The organism is Bradyrhizobium sp. 154, from assembly GCF_023073875.1.
In the GTDB taxonomy this organism is placed as follows: Bacteria; Pseudomonadota; Alphaproteobacteria; order Rhizobiales; family Xanthobacteraceae; genus Bradyrhizobium.
The window spans coordinates 295,755-314,256 of record NZ_JADPKG010000113.1 but is presented as its reverse complement, the minus strand read 5'-3'; the positions used below and the strand labels follow the sequence as shown (position 1 = coordinate 314,256).

The window sequence follows — 18,502 nt, the reverse complement described above, 5'->3', positions numbered from 1 at the left end:
TCGGCAGGGTGGCATTGCCCCCGCCCGCTTTGTCCGGTCCGGCTTTATAGGGGACAGGCAGGTCCCTTACAACGCAGCCCTGACCGTCCTCCGAGCTATGCTCGGGCGCGAAAAAGTCAATGTAAACATTGGCGAATGCGGTTAATGGCCCGCCCGCCGACGATATGTCACATAGGAGAAGTCGGCGCTGTCGTCGGGGCCGGCAGGATGACGGATGCGCGCCACCTCGTCCCACTCGGCCTTGTCGATGTCGAAATACGTGTCGCCTTGGGGCCGCGCATGCACTTCGGTGATTTCGAGCCGATCGGCGCGATCGATCCATTGCCGAAAGATCTCGGCGCCGCCGATCACCGCGATCTCAGTGACCGAACGCCGCAGGGCGTCGCCCCGCGCAACCGCGTCCGCATCAGCCGCCGATGTCGTGACGATGGCTCCGATGGCGCGATAACCCGCATCGCGCGTGATCACGATGTTGGTGCGGTTCGGCAGCGGCCGGGGCAGGGATTCGAAGGTCTTGCGGCCCATGATCACGGGCTTGCCGATCGTGAGCGCCTTGAAGCGCGCCATGTCGGATTTCAGTCGCCACGGCATGGTGTTGCCCGCGCCGATGATTCCGTTCTCGGCGATCGCGACGACGAAGACGATCTCCATCAGGTCGCGCTCCCGGCAAGCCGTGTCAACGCTGGCCCGGTGACGCGACACAGCGTCCAGTCGTCCATCATGACGGCACCGAGCGATTTGTAGAACGCGATCGACGGCGCATTCCAGTCGAGCACCGCCCATTGCAGGCGCGACCAGCCGTTGTCGACGCATTCCTTCGCGAGATAGACCAGCAGCGCCTTGCCGAGGCCCCTGCCCCGATGCGACGGCCGCACATAGAGGTCTTCGAGATAGATGCCGTGGCGGCCGCTGAAAGTGGAGAAATTCGCAAACCACACCGCAAAACCGGCCGCCTCGCCGTTCCATTCGGCGATCGCGCAATGGAGCTGCGGCCGCTCGCCGAACAGCGCGTCCGCAATCATCGCCTCTGTTGCCTCGACCTCGTGCGAGAGCTTTTCGTATTCGGCGAGTTCGCGGATGAAAGCAAGAACGAGCCCGGCTTCGCCCGGGCGCACGCGGCGGATGTTGAGCGACATAGGCGCTAAACCGCGACTTCCGCCTTGATGTGCGGATGCGGATCGTAGCCGACGAGCTCGAAATCCTCGAAGCGGAACGAGAAGATGTCCTTCACGTCGGGGTTGATCCGCATCACCGGCAGCGCGCGGGGCGCGCGGGTGAGCTGGAGCTTCGCTTGCTCCAGATGGTTGGAATAGAGATGGGTATCGCCGAACGAATGCACGAAGTCGCCGGGCTTGAGGCCGGTGACCTGCGCGACCATCATCGTCAGCAGCGAATAGGAGGCAATGTTGAAGGGCACGCCGAGGAACACGTCGGCAGAGCGCTGATAGAGCTGGCAAGACAATTTGCCGTTGGCGACGTAGAACTGGAACAGGCAGTGGCACGGCGGCAGCGCCATCTTGTCGACCTCGGCCGGATTCCAGGCCGAGACGATCAGGCGGCGCGAGTCCGGATTGCGCTTGATCATGTCGACCACGTTCGCGATCTGGTCGATGCTGCGGCCATCAGGCGCGGGCCAGGAGCGCCACTGATGCCCGTAAACCGGGCCGAGATCGCCATTGGCATCGGCCCATTCGTCCCAGATGGTGACGCCGTTGTCGCGCAGATATTTGATGTTGGTATCGCCCTTCAGGAACCAGAGCAGCTCATGCACAATCGCCTTCAGCGGCAGCCGCTTGGTGGTCAGCATCGGGAAACCGGCGGACAGATTGAAGCGCATCTGGTGGCCGAACACCGACAGCGTACCGGTACCGGTCCGGTCGGTCTTCTCGGCGCCGTCTGAAAGAATCCGCTCGAGCAGGTCCTGATACTGGTGCATGTGTCGTGCGCCTTTGGGGAGGCTGGAAACTTAGCGGCCGCCTCCGCGCTGCGACAGCGGCGATTCGCTGTTCGCGCCGATTATACCCGGAAAAGTGAGCGTTCCCGGCGCAAACGACAAGCGGCGGAACCCAGCGTCCCGCCCCTCACCTATCAGCCTGATCCCGCTGGCTAAGTTGCCGGCTTGAGCACCGGGCTCCATTTCGCGATCTCGTTCTTGACGAGGGTCGCCAGCGCCTCCGGCGTACGGTCCTTGGGGCCGGGAATGACGCTGCCGAGCTCGAGCAGGCGCTTCCGGACGGTCTCGTCGTCGAGCGCCTTGATGGCCGCGGCGTTCAGGCTCGCAACGATTGCCGGCGAGGTTCCCTTCGGTGCGAACATCGCATTCCAGGCCTGGGCCTGGAATGCGGGTAGGCCGGCTTCCGCCGTCGTCGGCACGTTCGGCAGCGACGGATTGCGCTCCGCCGTCGCGATCGCATAGGCCTTGATGGTGCCGGCATTGATCTGCGGCACGGCGTTGACGATCTGGTCACACATGTAGTCGACCTGGCCGGCCACCAGCGCGTTCATCGCGGGGCCCGTGCCATTGAAGGGCACACCGACCGGCTTGATGTCGAGGATGGAGTGCAGAAGCTCGCACGAGACGTGCGAGACCGAGCCGACGCCGGCATGCGCGGCATTCACCTTCTCGGCGTTGGCCTTCACGTAGGCGACGAACTCCTTGAGGTCCTTCGGCGGAAAATCCTTGCGCGCCAGAATCAGGATCGGCGTGCCCGCGAGCAGCGCGACCGGCTCGAAGTCCTTTTCGGGATGATAGGCAAGCTTTGGATAAAGCGGCACGGAGGCGGCATGCGTGCCCATATGCCCGGTGATGAGCGTATAGCCGTCGTTGGCCGCACGCGCGGCGCGCGTTGTGGCGGTGGTGCCGCCGGCGCCCACTACATTCTCGATGATGATGCTCTGCCCCAGCGTCTGCGCCATGTGCGCGGTGACGATGCGCGCGACGACGTCGGTCGGTCCGCCGGCCGCGAACGGCACGATCATGGTGATGCTGCGCGTCGGATAGGTCTGTGCCTCAGCGGGTGCGGCAAGGACGCACAATGATGCGAACGCCGCGGCACATGCGCCCGCAAGCGCGCGAATGACAGTCATCTCGATCTCCCGGGAGACAAACAAAAATGCCGGCCACAAGGGCCGGCATTTTCATTCCACGAAGCCGTCATACAAGTCGATTCGACTTCCGAATGCGGCGCGCCGACGCAGGGCGCAACCTCTCAGTTCTCAGACTCGGTGAAAACCTCGTCGCGCTTGGCGCGCAACACCGGTAGCACCGTAAGAACGAGGAGGCCCGCCGCGACCGCCAGCAGCACCGCCGACAACGGACGCGTCAGGAACACGCTCCAGTCGCCGCGCGAGATCAGCAGCGCACGGCGCAGGTTCTCTTCCATCAGCGGCCCCAGCACCATGCCGAGCAGCAACGGCGCGGGCTCGAAATCGTGCTTGATCAGCCAGTAACCGACGAGGCCGAACACGCCTGCGAGGATGACGTCGACCGGTGCGTTGTTCACCGAATAGATGCCGATCGCACAGAAGATCACGATCGAGGGGAACATCAGCCGGTACGGCACGCGCAGCAGCCGCACCCAGATGCCGACCAGCGGGAGGTTGATGATGATCAGCATCAGATTGCCGATCCACATCGAGGCGATCATGCCCCAGACGAGATCCGGCTGCTTCTGCATCACCTGCGGGCCCGGCACGATGCCGTGGATGGTCATCGCGCCCACCATCAGTGCCATCACCGCGTTGGGCGGGATGCCGAGCGTCAGCAGCGGGATGAACGAGGTCTGCGCGGCGGCATTGTTGGCGCTCTCCGGCCCCGCCACGCCCTCGATCGCACCGCGGCCAAAGCGCGACGGATTCTTGGCAAGCTTCTTCTCGAGCGTATAGGCGCCAAACGACGCGATCGTCGCACCACCGCCGGGCAGGATACCGAGGATCGAGCCGAGCACGGTGCCGCGAAGGATGGCAGGCGTCGAGTCGATCAGATCCTTTCTGGTCGGCATCAGGCCGGTGATCTTCTGCTGCACGAGATCGCGGCTCATCTCGGCGCCGGCGTCGAGATTGCGGATGATCTCGGCAAAGCCGAATACGCCCATCGCCACCGTCGCAAAGCCGAGACCGTCGGCGAGCTCCGGGATGTTGAAGGCCATGCGCGAGGCGCCGGTCTCGATGTCCGAGCCGACCATCGAGAGCAACAGGCCGAACACGATCATCGCGATCGCCTTCAGCACCGAGCCCTTGGCCAGGACCACCGCGAAGATCAGGCCAAGCACCATTAGCGAGAAATATTCGGCCGGGCCGAACGCCAGCGCGAGCTTCGTAAGCGGCGCGCCGAGGACGGCAATCAAGACGGTCGCGACGCAGCCGGCGAAGAACGAGCCGATCGCGGCGATCGCCAACGCGGGGCCAGCGCGGCCCTGCTTGGCCATCTGATGGCCATCGATGGCGGTAACGACCGATGTCGCCTCACCGGGTATGTTGACCAGGATTGACGTGGTCGAGCCGCCGTACTGGGCGCCGTAATAAATGCCGGCGAGCATGATCAGCGCGCCGACCGGCGGCAGTCCGAAGGTGATCGGTAGCAGCATCGCGACGGTCGCGATGGTGCCGATGCCCGGGAGCACGCCCACCAGCGTCCCGACCAGAGCGCCGATCAGGCACATCAGAAGGTTGATCGGAGAGAGCGCGACGGCGAAGCCGTGAGCGAGGTTGGCAAAGATATCCATCACGCCCTCACTGGATCAGGAAACGCGGAAACATCGGCATCGGCAGCCCGAGCACGTACGGAAACAGGATTGCGCAACCGAACGTCAGGCAGGCGCCGACGATCGCAGCTTCGAGCCAGCGCGTCTCGTGCGAGCCCGTCGCCGCAATCATGAAGCTTACGAAGGCTGTGACCACGAGGCCGAGAGGCCGGATCGCCAGTGCGAAAAAGACGATCGCCGCCACCACGAACAGCGGCCCGCGCCAGGCGTAATGGGCGAGCGGGGCTCCCTCCGTCAGGAGCCCGGTCAGGGCGATACCGGCGGACAAGGCGACCAGCAGGCCGCCGAACATGCGCGGCGCGGTCCCTGCGCCGAAGGAGAAGCCCCGCATGCCCTGCAAATCACTCGATGCCCACAACGCGAACAGGGCCAGCGCCATCAGGACAACGCCGCCGACATAGTCCTGCGCCGATCGGATCGTCATGAACAGCGTGAGAATCGCCACCACGAACAGCGGATAGGAATAGATGAGCGCCAGCAGCACCTCGGACGAGGCCTTCTTGGCACCGCCACCGAACGATCCGAGGATGGCGCTGGGCGCGCCGGCAAGTAGCGCGGTCGCGTGGTTGGTGACGACCGTCGCCGGGCCGCGCCCGGCGCCCCAGCCGAAGATCGTCCCGATCGACCAGATCAATTCGAAAATCTGCGGCGCAAGCGCCAGCAGGCAAAAACCGAGCGCCACCTTTGTGTTTCGGGTGGCGGTCGCTGAGTGGCCCATCGTGTCGGCCATGGCTGTCTCCTCCGCGACCCGTAAGTCACGAGCACTGTTGTTCTAAATCGGCTGGAACTGGATCCCCCGCCCGGATCACTGCCTAGCGATTTTCATCACACAATGCCAGCAAAACCCAACAGGCTCCGGCGAGCAGGAGCCAGAGTGGATTGATGCGCGAACGGAGGTGAGCACCGCAACCGTCGCGCTGTTGGAGCGGCAGCGGGATACTTCAATGGCGATGAAAAGATTGCAAACCGACGACCATCCGGAACCCGCGGATGGAAACCGCTGGATCGCCGCTTGAAACCCCTGTTTTTCGAAACGTTTGCCCCCTATATTGGGGATGCCGGTTCGCCGGCTATGGAAATAAACGGTCGTCGCAATAAACCATTCGGACCCGGGGGCGGTACCCGGCGCCTCCACCAAAGCCCACCGACGGGCTGGCCCAAGAAGTGGGCTTTGGCGGGGGCGAAATAGGATCGACGAGGGCGTAAAGGGCGTACTTTTTCCCGGTATTGTTCCGCCGTTATCGGGCTACTGCAATAGTTGCCAACGACAACTTTGCTCCGGTTGCTCAGGCTGCGTAACGCAGTTTGAAAGACCACTCTAAAGTCCTAGCGGGTTAAGCTCCGCTAGGCGGGGTTCGGAGGCACCTGGCAACAGAAGCCTCCACTTTACTCTTTGATTTCTTCCCCGGCGGGGACTCCTGCTGACCCGTCAGGCGCGGTACTATTGCGGCTTGGCGAGTCGGGCCGGCAGGGCCCGGCTTCGGGGATGCAACAGGACCACCATGGCGACCGATCATATCCGATACGATGTGCTGGCCCGCGACGCGCTGCGCGGCGTGCTGCGCAAGGTGCTGACCGATGCGGCGACCCATGGCCTGCCGGGCGAGCACCATTTCTTCATCACCTTCGTGTCGAAGGCCGAGGGCGTGAAGCTGTCGCCGCGGTTGCTCGCGCAATATCCGGAAGAGATGACGATCATCCTCCAGCACCAGTTCTGGGACCTGACCGTGCTCGAGGACCGTTTCGAGGTTGGCCTGTCGTTCGGCGGCATTCCGGAGCGGCTGGTGGTGCCGTTCAGCGCCATCAAGAGCTTCCTCGATCCGTCCGTGAAATTCGGCCTCCAGTTCGACACCTCCGACCTCGCCGAGGTGGTGCCCGAGAGTTTGCCGGCAGCACCCGCACCGTCGGCCGTCGCGGTACCCGCGCCCGCCGCTGAGCCGAAGGAAAGCACGGACGCGCCGGCGGCCCCGAACCAGGGCGGCGCCGAAGTCGTACGGCTCGATCGTTTCCGCAAGAAATGATCTAGATTGGGCTCGCCCCGTCTCGCGCGGCCGGACTCCCTATATATCCGACTCCCTATATAGAAGGCATATCAAGGGGCCGCGCGGCATTCCGCACGGCGAAATGGATGTGCTCATGGCCAAGACTGCCCACTCAGAGACTGCCCGCTCAGAAACTGCTCGCTCGAAGACCGACCGCCCCGCCACCCGCACCGAGACCGATAGTTTTGGCCCCATCGAGGTCGCCGCCGACCGCTATTGGGGGGCGCAGACCGAACGCTCGCGCCAGAATTTTCGCATCGGCACGGATCGCATGCCGATCTCGCTGGTGCATGCGCTCGGCATCGTCAAGCTCGCCGCGGCACAGTCCAATCGCGAACTTGGCCTGCTCGACCAGCGCCGCGCCAACGCCATCATCCGCGCCGCGCGCGAGGTGATCGAGGGCAAGCTCGACGATCATTTCCCGCTGGTGGTGTGGCAGACCGGCTCCGGCACGCAGACCAATATGAACCTCAACGAGGTCATCGCAAACCGTGCCAACGAGCTGCTCGGCGGCGAGCTCGGTGCCAAGAAGCCGGTGCATCCCAACGACCACGTCAACATGAGTCAGTCGTCGAACGACTCTTTTCCCACCGCGATGCACATTGCCGCCGCAAGCCGCATCAATGCCGATCTCGTCCCTGCGCTCGATGAGCTGCTCCGCGCGCTGCGCAAGAAGGAGGAGGAGTTTTCCAAGATCGTGAAGATCGGCCGAACCCACACCCAGGATGCGACGCCGCTGACGCTCGGCCAGGAGTTTTCGGGCTATGCCGCGCAGGTCGAGAGCGGCATCGCCCGGCTCAAGATCGCGGTGAAGGAGCTCTATCCGCTGGCGCAGGGCGGCACCGCCGTCGGCACCGGCCTCAACTCCAAGCCGCGCTTTGCAAAGCTGTTCGCAAAGCACGTTGCCGGGATCACGAAGCTGCCCTTCACCAGCGCCGCCAACAAATTCGAGGCGCTGGCCTCGAACGATGCCTATGTGCTGGCGCACGGCGCCATCAATTCGGTGGCGACGGGCCTGTTCAAGATCGCCAACGACATCCGCCTGCTCGGATCCGGCCCGCGCTCGGGCCTGGGTGAGCTGATCCTGCCGGAGAACGAGCCGGGCTCCTCGATCATGCCGGGCAAGGTCAATCCGACGCAGTGCGAGGCGATGACCATGGTGTGCTGCCAGGTGTTCGGCAATCACACCGCGATCACGGTCGCCGGCAGCCAGGGCCATTTCGAGCTCAACGTCTACAAGCCGGTGTTGGCCTACAACATGCTGCACTCGATCCGCTTACTGGCGGACGCCGCGCGCTCCTTCACCGAACATTGCGTCAGCGGCATCCGCGCCGACGAGACGCGCATCAAGGAGCTGATGCAGCGCTCGCTGATGCTGGTGACGGCGCTCGCGCCGAAAATCGGCTACGACAATGCGGCCAAGGTGGCCAAGACCGCGCATGCCAACGGCACCACGCTGAAGGAAGAGGCGCTGCGGCTCGGCTTCGTTTCGGCCGATGAATTCGACCGCCTGGTCCGCCCTGAGAAGATGACCAGCCCGGGATAAATTCCGAATTCCGCTAGCCATCCGTAGTGATACGGACGCCAGACCCGCAGAAATATGCGGCTTTGGGGACGGGATTTGATTACCGTCAATGGCGCTGCGGGGCGGCGTGCTGCGCAGCCCTTCTGCCCTCGACGGGGGCGAAATTCATCGTTTGATGGCCGAGTGGCCGATTGACGAGGACGAGCGAATGGCAATCAAGTCTTTGGGGGCGCAATGCAGCGCCCGGTTTCTGAACGTTTCAACCTGCCTGAAGAGGATCGGGTGATGGAGACGCGGCATGGGGAACGTCATCAACCTGAATCGTTTCAGGAAGCGCGCCGAGCGGGAAGCCTCGGCGAAGCAGGCGGACGCCAACCGGGCGAAGTTCGGCCGCACGAAAGCGGAGCGGTCGGCGGAGGAGAAGCGGGCGGACCGGGCGAAGGAGCATCTGGATCAGCACCAGATCGATCGCGAGGAGCAGCCATGAAGTCGCCCGTCGTGAAACGGTCGATCGTCGTCGCCGGCCACAAGACCAGCGTCAGCCTGGAAGAGGCGTTCTGGAACGGCATGAAGGAGATCTCGGGCCTGCGCAACATGACGCTGTCCGAGTTGGTCGGCGAGATCGACAGTAACCGCCAGCAGGGTAATCTGTCGTCGGCGATCCGCCTGTTCGTCCTGGACTACTTCAAGAGCCGCGCCATGACCGTCCAGCCGGAAAAGGTCTCGGCCCAGTAGCTGCGGGGACTTTCCCGGGCGACCTGCTCTGCACTTTAAAATCACTCTAAGGTGCAGCTTCGGCGAGCAAGCGCGCTTGACCTCAATGCCCTGGGTTGAAAATACAGGGCATGACCGACACCAACGATACGCGTTCGCAGATGCCGCTGGGCCTGGCGCAGCGCGGCTATACCGGCGTCATCCAGCATCTGTCTGCCCGCGAGGCGGGCTCGGCGCTGTCGGACATCGAGCTCGAGAGCCGGCTGATCGAACTCGGCTTCGTCGAGGGCGCCCGGGTCGAGGTCCTGCATGAGGGGCTGGTCGGACGCGACCCGATCGCCGTGCGGGTCGACAATATCACCATCGCGGTCCGTCGTCGCGAAGCCATGGCCATCATCGTCGCTTAGATAGCGGCCGGATATTTGCTCCCATGGAATTACCCCTGCTGCATCTCGCCTTGGTCGGCACACCAAACAGCGGCAAGACCTCGCTGTTCAATGCCCTGACCGGCAGCCGGCAGAAGGTGGCGAACTATCCGGGCGTCACGGTCGAGCGCAAGGAAGGCTTTTTCGTCACGCCGCTCGGTCGCCAGGTCTCCGTGGTCGACCTGCCCGGCACCTACTCGCTGCGCGGCCGCAGCCCGGACGAGGAGATCACCCGCGACTTCGTGCTCGGCAAGGCCTCCGGCGAGACGATGCCCGATCTGGTGCTGTGCGTGGCCGACGCGACCAATCTGCGCCTGACCATCCGCCTGCTGCTCGAGCTCAAGCGCACGGGACGGCCGATGATCCTCGTGCTCAACATGTTCGACATCGCCACGCGCCGCGGCATCAATGTCGACGTGGAACGGCTCGCCAAGGAGCTCGACGTGCCCGTGGTCACCTCGATCGCGGTGCGCAAGGGCGGCACGGCCGATCTGTTGCAGCTGACCGACGAGATCTCGTCCAAGCTCGCCGCCGAGCTGCGCGAGAACAGCTGGCGCGCGCTCAGCGTCTCCGAGCTGCGCGCAACCCAGCGCGAGGCCGACCGCATCATCGCCGATTGCGTCAGCCTGCCTGCTAGTCCCGACACCTTGACCGCCCGGATCGACGCGATCGTGCTGCATCCCGTCGGCGGCCTCATCGTGCTCGCGCTGATCCTGTTCGTGATGTTCCAGGCGGTGTTCGCCTGGGCGCAGCCGCTGATGGAGCTGCTCAACTCCGGCTTCGATGCGCTGGGCGAGCTGGTCCACAACACCCTCCCCGCCGGCCTGCTCCAGAGCTTCCTTCAGAACGGTGTGATCTCGGGCGTCGGCAGCGTCATCGTGTTCCTGCCGCAGATCATCATCATATTCTTATTCATCCTGCTCCTGGAAGATTTCGGCTACATGGCGCGCGCCGCGTTCCTGATGGACCGCATCATGGGCGGCGCCGGCTTGCACGGCCGCGCCTTCATTCCGCTGTTGTCGAGCTTTGCCTGCGCCATTCCAGGCATCATGGCAACGCGCGTCATCGACAACAAGCGCGACCGGCTGACCACGATCCTGATCGCGCCGCTGATGACCTGCTCGGCGCGCATTCCGGTCTACACGCTGATCATCTCCGCCTTCATTCCGGCCAGGGACGTCTGGGGCTTCATCAACTTGCAAGGCCTCGTGATGTTCGGCCTCTATGCCACCGGCATCGCCAGCGCGCTGCTGGTCTCGTTCGTGATCAAGTTCTTCATGCTGCGCGACTATGCCCCGGCGCCGTTCATGCTGGAGCTGCCGGACTACAAAGTGCCGCAGCTAAAATCGATCGCGATCGGCATCTACACCCGAGCGAAGATGTTTTTGCAGCGCGCCGGCACCACGATCTTCTCGATGATGGTGCTGATCTGGTTCCTGGCTTCGTTCCCGCAGCCGCCTGCGGGCGCCACGGAGCCGGCGATCGATTTCAGCCTGGCTGCGATCATCGGCAAGGCGCTCGAGCCGCTGCTCGCGCCGGTCGGCTTCAACTGGCAGATCGCGGTCGCCCTGATCCCCGGCATGGCGGCGCGCGAGGTCGCGGTCGCAGCCCTCGGCACCGTCTATGCGATCGAGGGCGGCAAGGAGGCGGCCGAGCAGATCGGTCAGGTGCTGGCGACGAAATGGTCGCTCGCGACCGCCCTGTCGATGCTGGCCTGGTACATCTTCGCCCCGCAATGCGCCTCCACGCTGGCGGTGATCCGGCGCGAGACCGGAAGCTGGGCCTGGATGGCCGTGACCTTCACCTACATGCTGCTGCTGGCCTATGCGGCGAGCCTCGTCACCTACAATGTCGCGGTCGCGCTAGGGGCGGGCTAAAGCCCCTCCCAAGACAAAAGCTGCGAAAACAACCCCATGCACAGTAGACAGGGGTCATGAAATCAATGGCTTACGCGTGTGCGAAAGTCATCCGACCATAGACGGGATAACCGGCCGAAATTCGGAAAATCAGTTGACCCGTCGGGCAAAACACCGGCATGATGGCATCGTCACCTTCAACGCCATCAAGATCGCGGCCAGTCCGAAATCGCCATCGGCTTCATGGATCACTTCAGCACCGACAGACTGACCGCCGAGAGGTTGCACGAAAACCACCTCGCCGACCTCGTCGCACTCCATCTCGATCCCGATGTCTCGCGCTATATCGGCGGCGTACGCTCGGCCGAGACGACGACGAATTATCTCGCCACCAACATGGCGCATTGGGACGAGCATGGCTTCGGGCTGTGGACGCTGCGATCGAAAGACGGGGCGTTCGCCGGGCGGGCGGGAATCCGGCACATCCTCGTCGACGACGTCGCCGAGATCGAGATTGCCTACGCGTTCAAGCGCGATCTCTGGGGCCAGGGACTTGCGAGCGAGATCGCGAGCGCGCTGACGGACATTGGGCTGTCGCAGCTCGCGCTGCCATCCCTCATCGGCATCGTCTATGTCGCGAATGGCGCATCGCGCCGCGTGCTGGAGAAGTCGCACTATCTGCTCGAGCGGCGCACGAACCGTCACGGCGAGGACGTCGCGATCTACCGCAAACGGCGGTGAGAGACTGATCCGGGACGTCTCGCCATCTGCCGGTAGACTAGTCGGCTCGCGCAGCTGCGGAACGTATCGGGCTACCTCAGCATTCTCCCGCCATGCCCAGGTACTTCTTCCACGTCCACGACGTCGAACCGAGCTCCGATCAGCACGGCGAGGACCTGCCAGATGACGAAGCCGCCTGGCGCGAAGCCACGAGCTTTGCCGGGCAGCTCTTCAAGGACATCGACGGCAGGTTTCGGCCCGGCCAAGCATGGAGCCTGGAAGTGACCGATGAAGCCGGTAAGCCAATTTATCGGATCCAAATAACCTCAAAGGGCCAGATAAGCTCATAGGGGAACGGCGGCCTCAGGCCGACACGCGGCGGGCCCCCCGATCACCTTCCGCTAAGAGCGCGGGCCGTCAGGCCCGGTGGAACCCGGCGGCGGCGCGAGAGTTCCTTACCGATCTTACAGTGCAAATGCGGCTGCTCGCCTCGGGGCCCTTGGGGCAAGCAGCTGCGCTCTAGTAAACAAGTGCAACGGGGGTTCAATGACCGGTACGTCGAGGCCTGTGTCGGACAGTCATCTCAAAGATCTGCCGAGAGTTTCGACGGGCAGCGACGGCTTGGATGACATCCTGGGCGGCGGCTTGGACGCCAACCGGATGTATCTTTATGAGGGACGGCCCGGCACCGGCAAGACCACCATCGCCCTCCAATTCCTTCTCAGGGGCGTGCGCGATGGCGAACGCGTGCTTTATATCTCGCTATCTGAAACGAGGCGGGAGCTGGAGCTTGTCGCGCATCGGCACGGCTGGTCTTTGCAAGGCGTGGACATCTTTGAACTGGTCCCGCCGGAGACAACGCTCGATCCCGAACGCGAGCTCACGGTGTTCCATCCCGCAGAGATGGAGCTGAGCGAAACCACCAATTTGATTTTCAAGGAGGTCGAACGCGTTGATCCCACTCGCGTGGTGCTCGACAGCCTGTCCGAACTGCGCCTGCTGGCTCAAAACCCGCTGCGATACAGACGCCAGGTTTTGGCTCTGAAGCATTATTTCACCAATCGAAATTGCACGGTGGTCCTCCTCGACGATCTCTCATCGTCCCAGGACGACCTGCAGCTTCATTCCATCGCACACGGCGTCGTTATGCTCGAACAGCTGGCAATCGAGTACGGGGCCGAGCGGCGACGGCTTCGCGTGATCAAGATGCGCGGCATAAAGTTTCGCGGCGGCTACCACGATTTCACGATCTCGGAGGGCGGCTTGCGGATATTCCCCAGGCTGGTCGCGGCCGAACATCACAAGCCCTTTTCCGGCGAGTTCACGCCCAGCGGCAGCGCCGAGCTCGACCAATTGCTGGGAGGCGGCCTCGAGCGCGGCACCAACGCACTTCTCATTGGCGCTGCCGGGGTCGGCAAATCGTCGCTAGCGCTGACCTATGCGATAGCGGCGGCGGAACGTGGCGAGCACGCCGTGTTCTTCGCCTTCGATGAAGGCCGGGGCACCGTGGAGGCGCGAGCCCGCACGCTCGGCCTGCCTCTCCAGGAGCACATTGACTCGGGGCGAATTCGGTTTCAGCAGATAGATCCCGCCGAATTGTCGCCCGGCGAGTTCACGGCGAGCCTGCGCCGGAGCGTCGAGGTCGACAATGCGCGCGTGGTGATCATCGACAGTCTGAACGGTTACTTGAATGCGATGCCGGATGAGCGGTTTCTCATCCTGCAGATGCATGAACTCCTGAGCTACCTGGCACAGCAGGGCGTGTTGACCATCCTTATCCTCGCTCAGCATGGACTGGTCGGCCCGATGGATACGCCGCTCGACATCAGCTATTTGAGCGATTCGGTCTTGATGCTGCGCTATTTCGAGTTCGGCGGACGAGTGCGGCGCGCCTTGTCTGTCGTCAAGAAGCGCAGCGGCAATCACGAGCATAGTATCCGCGAGTTTCGGCTCGGCAGCACCGGGATCAAACTGGGCCCACCCCTCAATGAATTCAGCGGCATCTTTTCCGGCAATCCGCGTTATACCGGCTCGGAACTCCCGGAAGGACTGGCGGAATGAGCGCCCGCCGGGACAACCGTGTTCTCGTATATGCGCCCATCGGCCGGGACGGACCGGCATCGGCCGAGCTTTTCCGCGGCGCGGATCTGGACGCGGTCAACTGCCGAAGCCTGCTCCAACTCGTCAGCGAGATGGCCGCTGGCGTGGGCACCGTGTTTCTGGCGGAGGAGGGATTGTTCGGGAAAGACACGGCGCCGCTGGCACAATGGATCGCGAACCAACCGCCATGGTCCGACCTCCCATTTGTCGTTCTCACCAGCCATCGAGAGCAGCCGGCGGTCGTCGCCTGGCGCCGCAGCATCGTCGAGCTTTTGCGTAACGTTTCGCTGCTCGAGCGGCCGGTGCAGCCGATTACGCTGACCAGCGCGGTGCAATCCGCGATGCGGGCACGGCGGCGTCAATACGAGATCCGGGCTCTGCTTGAGGCGCGCGAGCAGACGGCGCAGGAGCTCGAGAAGCTGGTGATCGAGCGGACGCGAGAGCTGAAGGAGGCCAACGAGCAGCTTCGCCTCGAAATGAACGAGCGCGCTCGCGTGGAGGAAACGTTACGCCAGGCCCAGAAAATCGAAGCCATCGGCCAGCTCACCGGCGGCGTGGCTCACGACTTCAACAATCTGCTGATGGTGATTTCCGGCGGGCTCGACATGCTCGACCGCCAGACAGATCCAAACCGGCGCCGGCGTCTGATGGACGGGATGATCCAGGCGGCGCAGCGCGGCGCCAGCCTGACGAAGCAGCTTCTGGCGTTTTCCCGCCGGCAGACGCTTCGGCCGGAGCCCGTCGACGTCGCCGCTCAGATTGGCGGCATGCGCGAACTGCTCGATCGCAGCCTGAGGGGCGATGTTCATGTCGAGTTCGATTTTCCGGATTCGCTGTGGCCGGTAGAGGTCGATCCCGGTGAGCTCGAGCTGGTCATTCTCAATCTGGCCGTCAACGCACGCGACGCCATGCCCAACGGCGGCACGATCGTCGTGCGCGGGGAAAATCTACCCGACCTGAAGGACCAAGAGATCTCCGGCGATTATGTGCGTCTCTCAGTTATCGACACCGGTATTGGGATGGCTCCGGGCGTCTTGTCCCGCGTCTTCGAGCCGTTCTTCACGACCAAGGACGTCGGAAAGGGCTCGGGCCTTGGGCTGGCGCAGGTTCATGGATTTGCGACGCAGTCGCGGGGCACGGTGCGCATCCAATCGGAGGTCGGCCGCGGCACCAGCATCGAGCTGTACCTGCCGAGATCGTTGGACGTTCCTTCCAGGGAGCGACACCTCATCGACCTCACCAGGGTGCGGCCGAAGAAGAAGAACCACGGTCGGATCCTGCTGGTCGAAGACGATGACGAGGTGGCTGCATTGGTCAGCGAGATGCTCGGCCAACTCGGCTATGACGTCACGCACGCCTCCAGCGCGGCGGCGGCGCTTGGCGCCTTGGCCGACGGGCGCTCCATCGATCTGATCTTTTCCGACATCATGATGCCGGGCGGTATGAACGGGGTCGAGCTCGCGCGAGAGATCAAGAAAAGACGCAGTGACGTACCCGTCTTGCTGACCAGTGGATACGCCGAAGCGGCCGTCCATGAAGCCGAAGCCGAGGACGTTCAGATCCTGGCAAAGCCCTATCATATCGACGAACTGGCCGCCGCCCTTCACGCGGTCAAGTCAAAGCTTCGGCTCGACACGGACTCAAGGCGCTCGAATTGCCGCTGAGCTGGGCGGAGGCACGCGAAAGCGAAATCAGACCGATGGGCGCTGATGCAGGTAGATCTTTTCGAACTGCCCTACCTCCTCCACCTTGGCCTTGTCGAGCAAGTGGAAGGTTCTGCGCTCGGTTGCGACGAGACCATCGTGACGAAGCTGCTGCAGGATCCGGTTGACGTGAACGACCGATAATCCAAGGCAGTCCGCCAGTTCGATTTGAGTAATTGGGAGCTCAAAGGACCCCTTTGTCGTGCGCCCGATCAGTTCAAGCCGCTCGTAAAGCTCTACCAACAAGTGCGCCATTCGAACACGCGCCGGCCTGCGTCCGACATTGACGATCCATTCCCTGAAAATTGCGGAGTCGATCAGCGTTTCGCGCCAGAGCGCAGCCGCTACGTTAGGTCGCCTTTGATTTAGCTCACGCAAGGTGTCGTGCTTGATGAAACCGAGGGTACATTCTGTGAGCGTCGTCAGGTCATGATCCATGACGTGCAAGTGCAGGCTCTGGAGGTCCGGGATTTCTCCCGGCATATGGAGCGAGAGAATTTGCCTCTGTCCATCCGGCGTAAGCTTGGAGCGGAATGCAAACCCATCAACGATCAGGCAGGATTCCGAGGGGCGGTCACCGTCACGCACGAAACGGTGCTGGGCCGCGACGCGCTTGCTATGGATAGAAAGTTGTTCAAGTGCCAGGACATCGTCCTGGTCGAGCCGATTGGCCTTACTGAGCTTTTGAACGAGCGCAGCCGTTAACGTTCCGGGCATCGCGCACCTCTCCGCGCTTGAGGACGTTTGAGCCGGAGAGGAACTCGCCGCTCCGGCCCATAAGGCGGGAGCACAAAACTCTCAGCCACCAGCGCCCAAGAGTCGCGGCCGGTGATCGGGGACAATCACAGGTTAAGGGGAAGGTTCCAACCGAGGGCCTAAGTTAGTTTCTGGGCTGATACCCGCTCGATCTCGAAGCGCAACGAAACCAGCAAAACCGGGCCGAAATCATCGCGAACTTCGATTGCCAGCGCCCGAAACGCCGAACCGGGCAGCACGTCCTTGGCGAAATCGGCCATCGCAGCCGAGACCATAGTTCTCACCTCCTCCAAGGAGGCGATATCGACGCCGATCTCGTCGGCGATGAAGGTCTCATTGTCCCGGGTGTCGAAGTAATAGCGTGGCATGCACGCAAACCGACTGCCAACGCGTCCGTTCCTCGGTCCCAGCCGTTTGTGCGCTCACCGGAAATACCCCAGCACCAGATCGATGTCCGAGCTGCCGGCCAGCGTGCCGTTCAGCTCGGCGTCGATGACGCGGCGGCAGGCTTCGATCGCGGCGTGGTCACCGAGGTCGTTGGCGGCTTCCAGCACGAGCCAGGCGGCCTCAACCGACGCCTTGTCCGGCGCACCGCCGAGATCGGCGGCCGGTGTCTTGTTGATCTTCTTGCGAACTGCGGTGCCGAATTGAGGCAACATTGCTGATACTCCTCAGTGTACCTGGAGCTCGGGCTGACGGCCCGCGTCGGCACCCGCGCTGTTCTTGCGCGACTGGTAGAACTTCAGGATGCTGCGCGAGGTCTCGATCTTGAGCCGGCCGTACTCGTGCTCATTGTCGTGGAGTTCGCGCGCCGTGATCAGATGATCCTTGGCGCCGAGGAACAGCAGCGACATGGTCGTGTCCCAGGAGAAGTCGAGTGCCTTGCACAGCACCAGGATCATCTCCCGATTGCGGTCCATCAGCGCACGCTCGATCACGTCGACCGGCAGCGCCGACAGCAGCGACAAGCCGATCTGCACTTCGTCGAAGCGGTGCTGGCGCGCATAGTTCGAGATCGAGTCCTGGTTGAGATTGCCCTGGCGGTATTGCGTCGTTACCACGCGCTTGGCGACGAAATAGCTGCGCGAGGACGGACCGAACTTGGACTGAAGATCGCCGGTGACCTCGGTCACCGAGCTCTGGATCTGCGTCATCATTTCGGGTCGTTCAGTCTCGAGCCGGCGGCGGACGTCTTCCGAGGCCTTGGAGATCAGCTGCTGGAAGATGTGGCGCGGCACGTCCTTGCGCAGGCCAAGCTGTTCGGCAAGGATCGAATCTCCCTCGGCGCGGCGCACCATGTGCAGCAGGCCTGAGCCGGAGAAGCGTGCGCCCTCGTTCTTCGCAACGGACGTCACCACCTCCTGGTTGCCGCGCTTGACCAGCACGTCGGTCACGGCCTCGCCGATCGACTTGCGCTGGGCGATCGCCAGCAGATGCGACTGGCTCTTGGTCATGGCGCTCTCGACCAGCATCTTCTCGTCGATACGATTGGACTCGCGCAGCACGGGACCTGCGACGTCGATCTCGTCGTCGAGCGCGAGCTTCTCGATGACATTGAAGGGAGCATGGTCGCACGCCGACATCACCTCCGAGAGCTGCACCCGCGCCGCGACTTCGATCTCGTCGGAAAGCCGCCCGATGACCTCGCCGAACATGCTGATCTCGTCGTCGCTGTAGCGGCCGGTGATCAGGATGTCGGTCGCATGCCACAATGCCTTCGCACGGCTTTCGTCGGTGCCGCGTGCGATCGCGTCGTCCAGATCCTGTAGAAGCGTTTTCGCCCCGTTCATCTCGATAACCCCCAGTTCTTGGCGAGCAGTTCTTGCCGAGCAGTTCTTGACGAGCAGCTTGGCGAGCTGTCCCGCCGCTCGTGGCAGGACACCGGATTCCTCAGGAAC

21 protein-coding genes and 1 other RNA gene are annotated in these 18,502 nt (G+C 63.2%); 12 read left to right on the top strand and 10 right to left on the bottom strand.

The features are described from left to right. Nucleotides 1-141 precede the first annotated feature (141 nt). From IVA92_RS29735 to IVA92_RS29710, 6 genes are all read right to left on the bottom strand, one after another. The gene (locus tag IVA92_RS29735; RefSeq protein ID WP_247278531.1) at nt 142-651 is read right to left on the bottom strand and encodes a dihydrofolate reductase; all 510 of its coding nucleotides are present in this window, start codon (nt 649-651) and stop codon (nt 142-144) included. Next, a complete protein-coding gene (locus IVA92_RS29730) occupies nt 651-1,136 on the bottom strand; it encodes a GNAT family N-acetyltransferase (RefSeq protein WP_247278530.1) in 486 nt (161 codons plus the stop codon). The genes IVA92_RS29735 and IVA92_RS29730 overlap by 1 nt, the downstream gene beginning before the upstream one ends. A gap of 5 nt (nt 1,137-1,141) precedes the next feature. Then, on the bottom strand, nt 1,142-1,936 hold the full coding sequence (locus tag IVA92_RS29725; protein WP_247278529.1) for a thymidylate synthase: 795 nt from the start codon (nt 1,934-1,936) through the stop codon (nt 1,142-1,144). A 170-nt stretch (nt 1,937-2,106) separates the two neighbouring features. Then, entirely contained in the window at nt 2,107-3,087 is a 981-nt protein-coding gene (locus IVA92_RS29720) for a tripartite tricarboxylate transporter substrate binding protein BugD (protein WP_247278528.1), read from the bottom strand. Nucleotides 3,088-3,209: 122 nt separating this feature from the next. Then, entirely contained in the window at nt 3,210-4,727 is a 1,518-nt protein-coding gene (locus IVA92_RS29715) for a tripartite tricarboxylate transporter permease (protein ID WP_247278527.1), read from the bottom strand. Between the two features lie 4 nt (nt 4,728-4,731). Then, entirely contained in the window at nt 4,732-5,493 is a 762-nt protein-coding gene (locus IVA92_RS29710) for a tripartite tricarboxylate transporter TctB family protein (RefSeq protein ID WP_247278526.1), read from the bottom strand. 288 nt (nt 5,494-5,781) lie between these two features. Between IVA92_RS29710 and ssrA the strand changes: the two genes are divergently transcribed. The 12 genes from ssrA (at nt 5,782) to IVA92_RS29650 (ending at nt 15,809) form a co-directional block, all read left to right on the top strand. Continuing rightward, nucleotides 5,782-6,149: a transfer-messenger RNA gene (gene ssrA, locus IVA92_RS29705) on the top strand. A gap of 116 nt (nt 6,150-6,265) precedes the next feature. Beyond that, nucleotides 6,266-6,784, top strand: coding sequence for a ClpXP protease specificity-enhancing factor SspB (locus IVA92_RS29700; RefSeq protein ID WP_247278525.1), 519 nt, complete (start codon nt 6,266-6,268; stop codon nt 6,782-6,784). A gap of 103 nt (nt 6,785-6,887) precedes the next feature. After that, entirely contained in the window at nt 6,888-8,351 is a 1,464-nt protein-coding gene (gene fumC, locus IVA92_RS29695) for a class II fumarate hydratase (protein ID WP_247278524.1), read from the top strand. A gap of 88 nt (nt 8,352-8,439) precedes the next feature. Then, complete coding sequence (locus IVA92_RS29690) at nt 8,440-8,616, top strand: hypothetical protein (protein ID WP_247278523.1); 177 nt, start codon at nt 8,440-8,442, stop codon at nt 8,614-8,616. 12 nt (nt 8,617-8,628) lie between these two features. Further along, a complete protein-coding gene (locus IVA92_RS29685; protein WP_247278522.1) occupies nt 8,629-8,817 on the top strand; it encodes a DUF4169 family protein in 189 nt (62 codons plus the stop codon). Next, on the top strand, nt 8,814-9,065 hold the full coding sequence (locus tag IVA92_RS29680; RefSeq protein WP_247278521.1) for a ribbon-helix-helix domain-containing protein: 252 nt from the start codon (nt 8,814-8,816) through the stop codon (nt 9,063-9,065). Before IVA92_RS29685 ends, IVA92_RS29680 begins: the two co-directional genes overlap by 4 nt. Before the next feature lie 110 nt (nt 9,066-9,175). Continuing rightward, nucleotides 9,176-9,451 carry a FeoA family protein gene (locus IVA92_RS29675; protein ID WP_247278520.1) on the top strand — a complete coding sequence of 92 codons (276 nt, stop codon included), beginning with the start codon at nt 9,176-9,178 and terminating at the stop codon, nt 9,449-9,451. 23 nt (nt 9,452-9,474) lie between these two features. Then, a complete protein-coding gene (locus IVA92_RS29670; RefSeq protein ID WP_247278519.1) occupies nt 9,475-11,346 on the top strand; it encodes a ferrous iron transporter B in 1,872 nt (623 codons plus the stop codon). A gap of 222 nt (nt 11,347-11,568) precedes the next feature. Next, the gene (locus tag IVA92_RS29665; RefSeq protein WP_247278518.1) at nt 11,569-12,066 is read left to right on the top strand and encodes a GNAT family N-acetyltransferase; all 498 of its coding nucleotides are present in this window, start codon (nt 11,569-11,571) and stop codon (nt 12,064-12,066) included. Nucleotides 12,067-12,158: 92 nt separating this feature from the next. Continuing rightward, nucleotides 12,159-12,395 (top strand): hypothetical protein, encoded by a 237-nt coding sequence (locus tag IVA92_RS29660; protein ID WP_247278517.1) that lies wholly within the window; start codon nt 12,159-12,161, stop codon nt 12,393-12,395. A 196-nt stretch (nt 12,396-12,591) separates the two neighbouring features. Beyond that, nucleotides 12,592-14,106, top strand: a complete 1,515-nt coding sequence (locus IVA92_RS29655; protein WP_247278516.1) for an ATPase domain-containing protein — start codon at nt 12,592-12,594, stop codon at nt 14,104-14,106. Then, nucleotides 14,103-15,809 (top strand): response regulator, encoded by a 1,707-nt coding sequence (locus IVA92_RS29650; protein ID WP_247278515.1) that lies wholly within the window; start codon nt 14,103-14,105, stop codon nt 15,807-15,809. The genes IVA92_RS29655 and IVA92_RS29650 overlap by 4 nt, the downstream gene beginning before the upstream one ends. Nucleotides 15,810-15,836: 27 nt before the next feature. On the opposite strand, the gene IVA92_RS29645 is transcribed toward IVA92_RS29650, so the two are convergent. From IVA92_RS29645 to IVA92_RS29630, 4 genes are all read right to left on the bottom strand, one after another. Next, nucleotides 15,837-16,565 carry a Crp/Fnr family transcriptional regulator gene (locus tag IVA92_RS29645; RefSeq protein WP_247278514.1) on the bottom strand — a complete coding sequence of 243 codons (729 nt, stop codon included), beginning with the start codon at nt 16,563-16,565 and terminating at the stop codon, nt 15,837-15,839. A gap of 158 nt (nt 16,566-16,723) precedes the next feature. Continuing rightward, the gene (locus IVA92_RS29640) at nt 16,724-16,972 is read right to left on the bottom strand and encodes a hypothetical protein (RefSeq protein WP_247278513.1); all 249 of its coding nucleotides are present in this window, start codon (nt 16,970-16,972) and stop codon (nt 16,724-16,726) included. Nucleotides 16,973-17,026: 54 nt separating this feature from the next. Next, nucleotides 17,027-17,263 carry a hypothetical protein gene (locus IVA92_RS29635; protein ID WP_247278512.1) on the bottom strand — a complete coding sequence of 79 codons (237 nt, stop codon included), beginning with the start codon at nt 17,261-17,263 and terminating at the stop codon, nt 17,027-17,029. A 12-nt stretch (nt 17,264-17,275) separates the two neighbouring features. Beyond that, entirely contained in the window at nt 17,276-18,394 is a 1,119-nt protein-coding gene (locus IVA92_RS29630) for a DUF2336 domain-containing protein (RefSeq protein ID WP_247278511.1), read from the bottom strand. Nucleotides 18,395-18,502: the final 108 nt, after the last annotated feature.

Bases quoted from the DNA above. Each gene is read 5' to 3' on its own strand.
- IVA92_RS29640 (WP_247278513.1), bottom strand. From the start codon at position 16,972: ATGCCACGCTATTACTTCGACACCCGGGACAATGAGACCTTCATCGCC.
- IVA92_RS29670 (WP_247278519.1), top strand. From the start codon at position 9,475: ATGGAATTACCCCTGCTGCATCTCGCCTTGGTCGGCACACCAAACAGC.
- IVA92_RS29680 (WP_247278521.1), top strand. From the start codon at position 8,814: ATGAAGTCGCCCGTCGTGAAACGGTCGATCGTCGTCGCCGGCCACAAG.
- IVA92_RS29675 (WP_247278520.1), top strand. From the start codon at position 9,176: ATGACCGACACCAACGATACGCGTTCGCAGATGCCGCTGGGCCTGGCG.
- IVA92_RS29660 (WP_247278517.1), top strand. From the start codon at position 12,159: ATGCCCAGGTACTTCTTCCACGTCCACGACGTCGAACCGAGCTCCGAT.
- IVA92_RS29630 (WP_247278511.1), bottom strand. From the start codon at position 18,394: ATGAACGGGGCGAAAACGCTTCTACAGGATCTGGACGACGCGATCGCA.
- IVA92_RS29690 (WP_247278523.1), top strand. From the start codon at position 8,440: ATGGCGCTGCGGGGCGGCGTGCTGCGCAGCCCTTCTGCCCTCGACGGG.
- IVA92_RS29725 (WP_247278529.1), bottom strand. From the start codon at position 1,936: ATGCACCAGTATCAGGACCTGCTCGAGCGGATTCTTTCAGACGGCGCC.
- IVA92_RS29650 (WP_247278515.1), top strand. From the start codon at position 14,103: ATGAGCGCCCGCCGGGACAACCGTGTTCTCGTATATGCGCCCATCGGC.
- IVA92_RS29730 (WP_247278530.1), bottom strand. From the start codon at position 1,136: ATGTCGCTCAACATCCGCCGCGTGCGCCCGGGCGAAGCCGGGCTCGTT.
- IVA92_RS29665 (WP_247278518.1), top strand. From the start codon at position 11,569: ATGGATCACTTCAGCACCGACAGACTGACCGCCGAGAGGTTGCACGAA.
- IVA92_RS29720 (WP_247278528.1), bottom strand. From the start codon at position 3,087: ATGACTGTCATTCGCGCGCTTGCGGGCGCATGTGCCGCGGCGTTCGCA.
- IVA92_RS29710 (WP_247278526.1), bottom strand. From the start codon at position 5,493: ATGGCCGACACGATGGGCCACTCAGCGACCGCCACCCGAAACACAAAG.
- IVA92_RS29635 (WP_247278512.1), bottom strand. From the start codon at position 17,263: ATGTTGCCTCAATTCGGCACCGCAGTTCGCAAGAAGATCAACAAGACA.
- IVA92_RS29685 (WP_247278522.1), top strand. From the start codon at position 8,629: ATGGGGAACGTCATCAACCTGAATCGTTTCAGGAAGCGCGCCGAGCGG.
- IVA92_RS29645 (WP_247278514.1), bottom strand. From the start codon at position 16,565: ATGCCCGGAACGTTAACGGCTGCGCTCGTTCAAAAGCTCAGTAAGGCC.
- fumC (WP_247278524.1), top strand. From the start codon at position 6,888: ATGGATGTGCTCATGGCCAAGACTGCCCACTCAGAGACTGCCCGCTCA.
- IVA92_RS29655 (WP_247278516.1), top strand. From the start codon at position 12,592: ATGACCGGTACGTCGAGGCCTGTGTCGGACAGTCATCTCAAAGATCTG.
- IVA92_RS29700 (WP_247278525.1), top strand. From the start codon at position 6,266: ATGGCGACCGATCATATCCGATACGATGTGCTGGCCCGCGACGCGCTG.
- IVA92_RS29735 (WP_247278531.1), bottom strand. From the start codon at position 651: ATGGAGATCGTCTTCGTCGTCGCGATCGCCGAGAACGGAATCATCGGC.